The organism is Phenylobacterium sp. (assembly GCF_041920015.1).
In the GTDB taxonomy this organism is placed as follows: Bacteria; Pseudomonadota; Alphaproteobacteria; order Caulobacterales; family Caulobacteraceae; genus Phenylobacterium.
Genome location: NZ_JAYRST010000036.1, coordinates 21,199 through 31,235, shown reverse-complemented (window position 1 = coordinate 31,235; position 10,037 = coordinate 21,199). Strand labels below are relative to the sequence as shown.

Below are 10,037 nucleotides of genomic sequence, written 5' to 3'. Positions count from 1 at the left end.
GGCGGCGAGACGGAGGGGGTGGACTCTCAGGCAAAGTCCCCCTCAGTCGGCCATTCGGCCGACAGCTCCCCCAGCGGGGGAGCATCTGACCAAAGCCCCGCCTTCTACGTCGCCGCCCGCGGCCACCATGCCGATGTCGGCGGCGTCCAGCCCGGCTCCATGCCGCCCTTCTCGCGCACCCTCTCCGAAGAGGGCGTGCTGCTGGACGCCCTACCGATCATGACCGGCGGCGTCTTCCTGGAAGCGCCGGTCCGCACGGCCCTCGCCGCCGGCCCCTGGCCCGCCCGTGCGCCCGACCGCAACATCGCCGACCTCAAGGCCCAGATCGCTGCGTGCCAGGCCGGCGCAGCCGCCGTCGCGGCGATGATCGAGACCTACGGCGGGGCGGCTGTCGCGGCCTATATGGGCTTCGTCCAGGCCAACGCCGCCGCCAGCGTGCGCCGCGCGGTCGGCAAGCTGAAGGACGGCCAGGCTCGCGCGCCCATGGACGGCGGCGGCGAGATCGTCGTCGCCACTACGGTCGATGCGGCGGCTGGCGAGGCGACCCTCGACTTCCGCGCCAGCGCCGATCAACTCGCCTCCAACTTCAACACCCCCTGCGCCATCGTCGACGCCGCCGCGCTCTATGTGTTCCGCACCCTGGTCGACGACGATATTCCGCTGAACGCCGGCTGTCTGGAGCCGCTGCGCATCCTGACCCGCGAAGGCTCGATGCTCGCCCCGCGCCCGCCCGCCGCGGTGGTCGCCGGCAATGTCGAGACCAGCCAGCACGTGGTCGACGCCCTCTATGCCGCGCTCGGCGTGATGGCCAACGCCCAAGGGTCCATGAACAACTTCACCTTCGGCGACGAGACCCGGCAGTATTACGAGACCCTCTGCGGCGGGGCCGGCGCCACGGCCCGCGCCCCGGGGACCAGCGCCGTCCACACCCACATGACCAATTCGCGCCTGACCGATCCGGAGATCCTGGAGCGCCGCTTCCCGGTCCGGGTCGAGGCCTTCGAGATTCGCCGCGGCTCGGGCGGGGCCGGCGCCATGCCGGGCGGCGACGGCGCCCGGCGCCGCATCGCCTTCCTCGCGCCCATGGACGCGGCCCTCCTCTCCACCCGCCGCGATCATGCGCCCCAGGGGATCGCCGGGGGCGGCCCGGGCTTGCCCGGCGCCCAGCGTTTGATCGAGGCGGGCGGCGCGGTAAAGGAACTGCCGGGCTGTTTTTCGCTTAAGGTCGCTCCGGGCGACGTCATCGAGATCGAGACCCCCGGAGGCGGGGGCTTCGGCCCGCCCGCCCCGTCACGCTGAACGGCCAAGACGCAGCCAAGACTACGAGGTTCCATGTCCGCCCTCCTCTTCGCCCTCGCCCTCCTGGCCCAGAACGCCGCCCCCGAAACCGGTCCAGCCGCCGAAGGGCCGCCGCCCGAAGCCGCTCCCGCCGCCGAGGAGCTGCCCTGGCCGGCCGGCGCGCCGCATGACGACTACGGCCTGGTCGCTTGGTGCCATGGCGCCCTGACCGGCTATCTCGACCTGCACGACCAGGTGATGCCGGAAGTCACCCGCATCGAGACCACCTACCGCCCGCCGGGCCGCACCCTGGCCGAGGACATGAAGATTTACGCCGACCTGCAGAAGCAGGCCCGCAAGGACCTCAAGTTGTTCGAGCGCGCCATCGAAGCCGCCGAGAAGGCCTCGATCCGCCCCCTGGCCCCTGTCGGCGCGGCCGCCATCAAGAAGGGCCGCACGGTCTGGTCCGGCGCCTCGGGCCTGACGCCCGCGCGCATCGCCCAAGAGTGGATGAGCTGGTCCCTTCCGGTCCGCTGCGCCCCCACCGCCGAACGCCTGGAAAAGAACGCCAAGCTCCTGGGCGCCGCCTTCGACCCCGCCGGCGGCGCCGAAGAGCCAGCGCCTGCTGAAGAGCCGGCGGCCACGCCCGACACCAACTAGAACCCAATTCCCCCTGCTCGCTGGGGGAACAATCTCGGGGCGCATCGCCAAACTGGCGCCGCACGGTTGCCCGATACTCCGTGGTCGGGCGATTATGGTTGACGCTCGGTCCCACGCCGGGGGACGCCCGGAAGAGAGAAGCGTTTGCCGACAGTCGCTTTTGTGAACCCGAAGGGTGGGGCCGGAAAGACCACCGCCGCCCTGCTGCTGGCCATCGGCCTGGCGGCGCGGGGCGCACGCGTGGCGATGATCGATTCCGATCCCAACAAGCCGCTGGTCCACTGGGCCTCCCTGCCCGGCAAGCCCGACAAGGTCACCATCCACCCGGCCCCCACCCTGGAGGACATGCGCGACGCCTTGCGCGAGGCCCAGCGCAAGCAGCCCGACTGGCTGATCCTCGACACTGAAGGCTCGGTGCGCGGCGCCATGGCCTTCACCACCATGCGCCTGGACCTCGTCGTCACGCCGCTGGCCGCCTCCCAACTCGAAGCGATCCAGGCGATCAAGGCCGCCGAGATGGTCGCCCAGTTCGGCCGCCGCGCCGGCCGGCCCCTGCCCCATCGCTGCCTGCTGACCCGCGTGCCGGCCGCCCTGCGCCCGCGCTCGCTGAAGGAGGTGGTCGAGCAACTGCGCGGCAGCGGCATCGAAATCCTCGACATTCCGCTGATCGAGAAGGAGGCCTTCCGCGTCCTGTTCGCGGTCGGCGGCGGCTTCGACCAGCTCGAAGCCAGCGGCGTCAGCGGCGTGGCCTCGGCCCGCGCCAACGCCGAAGCCTATCTCGGCGCTATCCTGGCCCTGCTCGAAATCCCTACCGCATCGTCAAATTAGCCGTCCGCCACAGAACGTCGGACGCTGCCCAGAGATTCGGTCGGAACGCGGTTATTCTCAAGGATAGCCGGCCATACCTCATCCTACAAAAGAATAGACCATACCTGTGGCGCCGAAGCGACACTTTCGAGCTCGGCTGTCAATTTGACGCGTGCGACAAATCTGGATGCTGATTTCAAAGGGAAAATTCCATTGAAATTCGAATGAATGGTACGATTTTAGGATTTGTTCAGATTTTGCGTCCGCAAACCCACAAATATTCCCACTTTTGACGCTTAAAGACCGTCGTTTCCGCAAGCCTGACACAAAAGAGACTTGCATCGCGTCGGATCGACAGCTTTTTGCGCCCCGCGCTCTGCCGGACCTCCGGTAGATAACGCAGTTATACTAAGGGGATATATATGCTGCCTTGCAGATACCTCGCCGGAGCCTCCTCCCTCGCGCTCCTGGCGGTTCTGGGCCTTGCGGCTCCGGCAAACGCGCAAGACGACGCCGTTTCGGTCGATGAAGTCATCGTCACCGGCTCGTTCATCGCCGGCACGCCGGAAGACGCCGCTCTGCCGGTCAACGTGATCGGCCAAGATGAAATGCAGAAGCAGGGCTCGCCCAGCACGGTCGACCTGCTCAAGTCGATCCCGGCGGTGTCCGGCGTGCTCGGCGAAGCCAACCAGTACGCTGCGGCCCAGTCCACGGGCTCGGGCAACGTCAACCTGCGCGGCCTGGGCGCTCACCGTACCCTGGTGCTGATGAACGGCCGGCGCATGGCGCTCTCGCCCGGCGCGATCTATGTCGACACCAACATGATCCCGACGGCCGCGATCGGCCGCGTGGAAGTGCTGAAGGACGGCGCGGCCGCGACCTACGGCTCCGACGCGGTCGGGGGCGTTGTCAACTTCATCACCCGCAAGAACTTCTCGGGCCTGGAAGTCGCCGGCAACTACTCGCTGATCGATGGGACCGACGGCGAATACGGCGTGAACCTGGCCTATGGCTGGCAAGGCGAGCGCGGCGACATCCTGCTGGCCGCCGGCTACCGCAAGCGCACCGAACTCCCGGTCAAGGAACGTGACTTCGCCCTGCGCGAATTCACCGACAACCCGCAAGGCGGCTGGTCCAGCTTCGGCAATCCCGGTCTCTACCTGACCAGCGCCAACGGCGGCTTCACCTACACCAATTCGGTCTACGACCCGGCCTGCGCGGCCATTTCGGGCCCGGGCTGCCAATTCCAGTTCATCGGCTTCAACAACCTCATCGAAGACGAAGACCACTACCAGCTCTACGGCGAGATCAACTTCGACCTCACCGACAAGACCAAGTTCCACGCCGAGGTGCTGTACGCGGCCCACGACGTCCAGAGCGAACACTCCTCGCCGTCCTATCCGCCGAACAACTATCCGACCTCGGCGCTGACCACCAAGGTCCAGGGCAACGGCTTCTACATTCCGGAAACCAACCCGGGCCTGCAGGCGCTGATCTCGACCGGCCAGCTCACCGGTACGGCTGCCACCGCGGCGGCGGCCAACGGCATGTTCACCACCATCGCCTGGCGTCCGATCGGCGTCGGCGGCAACGACCTGTTCGGCGGCACGGCCAAGCACGACAAGCGCTACTTCGAGACCTACCGCCTGTCGGCCGGCCTGAAGGGCGAGTTCGACATCGCCGGCGGCATCGGCTGGGACGCGGCCGTCACCTACATGGACTCCAACGCCGAGATCGCCACGCCGGACATTCTGGTCGGCAAGCTGCAGATGGCGCTGCGCGGCCTGGGCGGGAACAACTGCACCGGGGCCACGCCTGGCCAGAACGGCTGCCTGTGGTTCAACCCGTTCTCGACCGGCGTCGCCGGCAATGTGATCGACGGCCGCCCGAACCCGGGCTACGTCGCCTCCACGGCCAACAGCCGCGAAGTGCTCGACTACATCTTCGGTGAATACGGCTACAAGCAGCGCTCGCGCATCTTCACCGCCGACCTGGTGTTCAACGGTCGGGTCGAAGCCGTCGACTTCGGCGCCGGCCCCCTCGCCTGGGCCGCCGGCGGCCAGTACCGCTGGAGCGGCGTGGAGCGTCAGAACAACGACGACACCAACATCGCCGTCAGCCCCTGCCCCGACTCCTCGGTGAACCCCAGCGCGACCTGCGCGGCCCAGAACGGTCCGTTCAGCTTCTTCGGCGCCCTGGCCGACTACGACCTCGACTATTCGGTCGGCGCGGCCTTCCTCGAACTGCAGATGCCGTTCACCGACAGCATCACCGGCACGCTCGCCGTCCGCTACGAGGACTACGGCGGCAACATCGGCGCGACCACCAATCCGAAGGTGGCCGTGAAGTGGCAGGCGACCGACTGGCTGGCGTTCCGCGCCTCGGCCGGCTCGACCTTCCGCGCCCCGCCGCAGACCCAGATCGCCAACACCGCGGTGACCAACCTGTCGTACACCACCGCGGCCGGCGGCTATCGCGCCTACGACCTGTGGGGCAATCCGAACCTGGAGCCGGAAGAGGCCAACACCCTCAACCTCGGCGCCCTGTTCGAACTCGGCGACTTCCGCGCCTCGCTCGACTACTGGTCCTTCGACTTCAAGGGGCCGATCAACAGCGAAAGCGGCTCGCAGATCGTCAACGCGATCTTCCCGAACGGCCCGACCGGCGCGAACAACTGCGGCGTGGCGGCCTTCGCGGCCCTGCAATCGCGGATCACCTTCGCCGGAGCCTGCGGCGCCAGCGCGATCAACCGGATCAAGCACTACTACGTCAACGGTCCGGACATTCAGACCAGCGGCCTGGACTTCTCGGCCAACTACAAGCACCGCGACGTCTGGGGCGGCGACCTGAACTTCGGCGTCGACCTGACCTACGTGCTCGAGTTCAAGGTCGCCGAGACCAAGATCGAAGGCATCGTGACCGCCAAGGAAACCGATTACGTCGGCACCATGGACTACCTCGGCTACGGCTCCCAGCCGCAGTGGAAGGGCAGCGCCTTCGCCGAGTGGACCAACGGCGACCACAACATCCGTTGGACCATCCGCTACGTCGACGACATGATCGACACCCGTGGCGGCAGCGCGACCTTCGCGACCAACCAGAGCGGTCGCAAGATCGACGCCTTCGTCACGCACGACCTGTCGTACCGCGTGTTCCTGCCCTGGGACACGACGCTGTCGGCCTCGGTCATCAACGTGCTGGACGAAGATCCGCCGTTCGCCCGTCTTGACCTCAGCTACGACCCGTTCACGGCCAACCCGCTGGGTCGGTACTACAAGCTGGGCGTCACCAAGAAGTTCTAGAGGTCTTCCCCCTCGAGAACATCGACTGGGGCGGTCGCCGAGGCGGCCGCCCTATTTTTTCGCCCGCTGTTTCATCCAGTTGCAAGCTTGACGTCACGCGTCCGCGCACGCCCTCATGGCCAGGTCGCCGACAGCGAGGACCGATGAAGCCCACCCGCACCCGCGCCCTCTATGTCGGATCCTTCGATCCCATCACCCGCGGCCACCTCGACATCGTCGAGAAGGCGCTGCGAACCTTCGACCTCGTCCACATCGCGGTCGGGACCAATCCGCTGAAGGCCGGGCTGTTCGGCGTGGCCGAGCGGCTCGACCTCATCGCCGCCTCCATCGCCGACATCGCCCTGCCCATCGCCCCCGGCCAAGTGGAGATCGGCGCCTTCGTGGGTGAAAGCGTCATCCGTTACGCTCACCGCATCGGCGCGACCCACGTGGTCCGCGGCCTGCGCCAGGCGTCCGATTTCGACGACGAGTTCCGCTATCACGGCGTCTTCGGGCGGCTGGAGCCGTCCATCCCGATGATCCACCTGATCTGCCGCGAGACCTTCCTGCACGTCAGTTCCAGCACCGCGCGCGAGTTGGCCGGCATCGACGAGGACGTCTCCTGGCTGGTCACCTCCAGCGTCGAGGCCGCTCTGCGCGCCAAGTTCGTCGCGGCGGCCCAATAGAAAACGCCGCCGGCCTCGGGGGCCGGCGGCGCTCGTCTCTTGGCTTTTCGCGTCGGTCAGACCGCGGCGCGAACGCCCTTGCGGCCGCCCTGGCGCAGGGCCGACCCGGCCAGGCCGAACCCGACGATCATCATCGCCCAGGTCGCCGGCTCCGGCACCGCCGAGATCGGCGCGGCGATCACCCGGCCCGCCGTCACCTGGCGCGTCCCGGCGACGACCTGGTGTTCGAAAGAGTAGTTGGCCCACAAGGTCGCCCCGCTGTCGGTCAGCGGCGAGAAATAGAGCTGCAGTTCCTGAGCGAAGCCAGTCGTCTTAACGCTGAAATAGGTCGGCATATGATCCGAGTAGACGAAGCCGACGTCGTTGTAGTGGAACTCTTGGAAGGTGAAGCCTCTGAAATCGTTCATCGAGGCGATGATGTCGATCGCCTCCAGCGAGGTCAGCGCATCGTTGGTCGTGAACGAGCCGGTCAGCGTTCCGCCGCCTTCCAGCGTCACGCCGTCCAGCACGAAGGTCTTGGCCGCCCAGGCGGGGGCGGCGGCTGCGATCGCCACGACGGCGGCGGCGAGGGCGGCAAAGCGTTTCATTTCGGCTCCTGGGCGAACAAATTCCAATCTTACTCGCCTCTGGAGCAACATCCGTGCCAGATGGCAAGCGATCTCAACCTCCGGGCGACCAAACACTTCCATCGCCCGCCTGTCGCCTTGCTGTCGGGTCGGTGGCGGGCGATTGACGGGGCGCTGGCGTGGCCTCCAATGGCTGCGGCCAGAAAGGTCGGGGCGATCTCCGACGAGGGACCTTCAGATGCTGATCCAGAAACTGCGGCTGCAACGCGGCTGGTCACAGGAGCAACTGGCCGAGGTGTCGGGCGTCAGCGTCCGCACCGTCCAGCGGCTCGAACGCGGCCAGCCGGGCAGCCCGGAGACGCTCAAGGCCCTCGCGGCGGTCTTCGACATCGACGACTTCAACCGCCTCAAGGAGCCCGCCGTGGACGCTCCCGACCTGCGCTCTGACCTGCGCCCCGACGAAGCCTTCGCCCTCGCCCGCGTGCGCAGGGTCAAGAGCTTCTACATCCACCTGATCGAGTACCTGGTCGTCATCCCCGCCCTGGCCCTCATCAATGTCGTGACTTCGCCCAGCTACTGGTGGTTCGTCTGGCCCGCCCTCGGCTGGGGAATCGGCCTGGCCGCTCACGGCGCCAGCGTCTTCGGCGCCGTGGGCCTGTTCGACGGAGCCTGGGAAAAGCGCCAAGTCGAGAAATACCTCGGCCGCGACCTCTGAGCCCTCCAGTCACGTATCGGTGTCACCCCGGTTTGCTAAGCAAGACCGGGGCCCATGAACACAGGCCGATCCGAGCGTGTTCCGGCGGCGCAATATCTGAAATCTCAAATGTTCATGGGTCCCGGACAAGCGCGTACCGCGCTTTCCGGGACGACATGCGTGAGTGCGCGATGGCCGCCGAGCCGCAACCGCGCCCGCAGAGGTCTCAGACCGCCCGCCGCATGAACACCCGAGCGGTCTCGTCCAGGCCGCGCGCCTCGTGCTCGGCGCGGATCGCGGCCATGCCAGGGGTCAGTTTCTCCACCACGGCGAAGCCCAGCCGCGCATAATAGGGTGCGTTGAACGGCACGTCCTTGAAGGTCGAGAGCGTCAGGGCCGCCAGCCCGCGCTCGCGCGCAAGCTGCGCCACGGCCTCCAGCAGGCGCGCCCCGATCCCGCGCCGCGCATGGCTGGGCAGCACGTCGATCTGTTCCACATAGGCGCAGCCTTCTTCGGCCCGGAACATCACGAACGCGACCGGCCCCTCGCCCTCACTGGCGACCAGCAACCCGCCCGCCTCGATCCGCTGGGCCAGCACGGCCGCATCGGTCGGCTCGTCCTGCGCCAATTCGGCCCGCTCGGTGCCCAGGAAGCGGGTGGCCGAGGTTCGTTCGATGTCGCGCACGGCCTCGATCTCGTCGGCGCGGCCAGCGCGGATTTGGACAGGGCGGATATCTGTCATGTGGAATTCCGTTCAGAGAGCATCGGCGCACGAGGGCGCGCTTGAAAGCAGGGTCACGGCGGGGGACTCTGAGGTCAGGCTTTCAAGGATCGAAGGCTCCGTTCGGCTCGCCGGGGCGCCCGGCCGGCGCTACATAGACCCTGAACGAGGAAGCCGCCATGCAGACGCCCCGCCTGATCTATTTCGCCGATCCGATGTGTTCGTGGTGCTACGGCTTCTCGCCGGTGATCGCCCAGGTCCGCCAGACCTTCGGCCGCGCCCTGCCAATCCAGCTCGTGATGGGTGGCCTGCGCCCCGGCACGGACCAGCCGGCCACCGAACAGGGCCGCATTGAGCTCAAGGTCCATTGGGAGCATGTCCACGAGGCGACCGGCCTCCCGTTCGACGACAGCGTCCTCGACCGGCCGGGCTTCCTCTACGACACCGATCCGGCCGCCCGCGCCGTGGTCCGCGTACGTCGCGAGGACGGCGAAGCTGCGCTCCTCTTCCTGCGCCGCCTGCACCACGCCTTCTATGCGCAGGCCCAGGACGTGACCAAACCCGAGGTCCTGGCCGACCTCGCCGCCGAGTCCGGCGTCGACCGCGACGCCTTCCTGGCCGATTTCGAGACCGACGACCTCAAGCACGAAACCTGGAACGACTACGCCACCGCCCAACAGGTCGGCGTCACCGGCTTTCCCACCCTGATCGGCGGCCCCAACGAGGAAGGCCGCTACGGCGTCGTCACCCGCGGCTTCGCCCCCGCCGACCAGGTGATGAGTGTCCTGCACCAATGGCTGGGAACCGAGCCGGAGCCGGCGGCCCGCCCCTGAAGTCCCGCGCCCGGCCTTGCTCGGAAAGAGAAACCGCCATGATCAAGATGACCTTCGTCCTGACCCGCCTGCCGCACCTCAGCCGCGAGCAGTTCCAGGACTACTGGCTCAACACCCACGCCCCGCTGGTCGCCAGCCTGCGCGAGCCTCTGCGCATCCGCCGTTACGTCCAGCTCCACAGCCTGCCGGCCGACGTTTCGGCGAGCCTGCGCCAGTCGCGCGGCGGGCCGGAAGGCTATGACGGCGTCGCTCAGCTCTGGTGGGACAGCTTCGAGGACATGGCCGGCGCCGGCGACGAGGCCGCCCGCGAAGCCGGCCGCCTGCTGCTGGAGGACGAAAAGCGCTTCGTCGACCTCTCGCGCTCGCCCCTCTGGTGGGGCGTCGAACACATCATCTTCTGATGCAAGAAGGGCGCTCCCGGCTTGGCCGGAAGCGCCCTCCTATGCCTGTCCCCACAGGCGGACCTCGTCGCCCTCGCCGGCGCCGCGTCTTGAATTCGATGGCGCCTTTA

Annotated in this window: 9 protein-coding genes and 1 pseudogene; 8 read left to right on the top strand and 2 right to left on the bottom strand. The window is 67.7% G+C overall.

What is annotated here, in order from left to right; translation table 11 throughout:
• From ACE3TL_RS09625 to coaD, 5 genes are all read left to right on the top strand, one after another.
• Positions 1 to 1,299: hydantoinase B/oxoprolinase family protein (locus ACE3TL_RS09625; protein ID WP_374578495.1), on the top strand; the 1,299-nt coding region annotated here is incomplete at its 5' end.
• A 33-nt stretch (positions 1,300 to 1,332) separates the two neighbouring features.
• The gene (locus ACE3TL_RS09620; RefSeq protein ID WP_374578494.1) at positions 1,333 to 1,938 is read left to right on the top strand and encodes a hypothetical protein; all 606 of its coding nucleotides are present in this window, start codon (positions 1,333 to 1,335) and stop codon (positions 1,936 to 1,938) included.
• Positions 1,939 to 2,082: 144 nt separating this feature from the next.
• Positions 2,083 to 2,766, top strand: coding sequence for a division plane positioning ATPase MipZ (locus ACE3TL_RS09615; protein WP_374534482.1), 684 nt, complete (start codon positions 2,083 to 2,085; stop codon positions 2,764 to 2,766).
• 401 nt (positions 2,767 to 3,167) lie between these two features.
• Positions 3,168 to 6,047: a TonB-dependent receptor gene (locus tag ACE3TL_RS09610; protein ID WP_374578493.1), complete on the top strand. Its 2,880-nt coding sequence runs from the start codon at positions 3,168 to 3,170 to the stop codon at positions 6,045 to 6,047.
• Between the two features lie 143 nt (positions 6,048 to 6,190).
• The gene (coaD, locus tag ACE3TL_RS09605) at positions 6,191 to 6,712 is read left to right on the top strand and encodes a pantetheine-phosphate adenylyltransferase (protein ID WP_374578492.1); all 522 of its coding nucleotides are present in this window, start codon (positions 6,191 to 6,193) and stop codon (positions 6,710 to 6,712) included.
• Between the two features lie 56 nt (positions 6,713 to 6,768).
• Here the strand turns inward: coaD and ACE3TL_RS09600 are convergent.
• Positions 6,769 to 6,879 (bottom strand): annotated as a pseudogene (locus ACE3TL_RS09600) (PEPxxWA-CTERM sorting domain-containing protein); the annotation flags it as partial.
• A gap of 637 nt (positions 6,880 to 7,516) precedes the next feature.
• Here ACE3TL_RS09600 and ACE3TL_RS09595 point away from each other — a divergent pair.
• Positions 7,517 to 7,993 carry a 2TM domain-containing protein gene (locus tag ACE3TL_RS09595; protein ID WP_374578491.1) on the top strand — a complete coding sequence of 159 codons (477 nt, stop codon included), beginning with the start codon at positions 7,517 to 7,519 and terminating at the stop codon, positions 7,991 to 7,993.
• Positions 7,994 to 8,198: 205 nt separating this feature from the next.
• Here ACE3TL_RS09595 and ACE3TL_RS09590 read toward each other — a convergent pair whose 3' ends face one another.
• Complete coding sequence (locus tag ACE3TL_RS09590; protein ID WP_374578490.1) at positions 8,199 to 8,714, bottom strand: GNAT family N-acetyltransferase; 516 nt, start codon at positions 8,712 to 8,714, stop codon at positions 8,199 to 8,201.
• A gap of 158 nt (positions 8,715 to 8,872) precedes the next feature.
• Between ACE3TL_RS09590 and ACE3TL_RS09585 the strand changes: the two genes are divergently transcribed.
• Positions 8,873 to 9,526, top strand: a complete 654-nt coding sequence (locus ACE3TL_RS09585) for a DsbA family protein (RefSeq protein ID WP_374578489.1) — start codon at positions 8,873 to 8,875, stop codon at positions 9,524 to 9,526.
• A gap of 38 nt (positions 9,527 to 9,564) precedes the next feature.
• Positions 9,565 to 9,927 carry an EthD domain-containing protein gene (locus ACE3TL_RS09580; protein WP_374578488.1) on the top strand — a complete coding sequence of 121 codons (363 nt, stop codon included), beginning with the start codon at positions 9,565 to 9,567 and terminating at the stop codon, positions 9,925 to 9,927.
• Positions 9,928 to 10,037 lie beyond the last annotated feature (110 nt).

Bases quoted from the DNA above. Each gene is read 5' to 3' on its own strand.
- ACE3TL_RS09610 (WP_374578493.1), top strand. From the start codon at position 3,168: ATGCTGCCTTGCAGATACCTCGCCGGAGCCTCCTCCCTCGCGCTCCTG.
- ACE3TL_RS09580 (WP_374578488.1), top strand. From the start codon at position 9,565: ATGATCAAGATGACCTTCGTCCTGACCCGCCTGCCGCACCTCAGCCGC.
- ACE3TL_RS09590 (WP_374578490.1), bottom strand. From the start codon at position 8,714: ATGACAGATATCCGCCCTGTCCAAATCCGCGCTGGCCGCGCCGACGAG.
- coaD (WP_374578492.1), top strand. From the start codon at position 6,191: ATGAAGCCCACCCGCACCCGCGCCCTCTATGTCGGATCCTTCGATCCC.
- ACE3TL_RS09620 (WP_374578494.1), top strand. From the start codon at position 1,333: ATGTCCGCCCTCCTCTTCGCCCTCGCCCTCCTGGCCCAGAACGCCGCC.
- ACE3TL_RS09595 (WP_374578491.1), top strand. From the start codon at position 7,517: ATGCTGATCCAGAAACTGCGGCTGCAACGCGGCTGGTCACAGGAGCAA.
- ACE3TL_RS09585 (WP_374578489.1), top strand. From the start codon at position 8,873: ATGCAGACGCCCCGCCTGATCTATTTCGCCGATCCGATGTGTTCGTGG.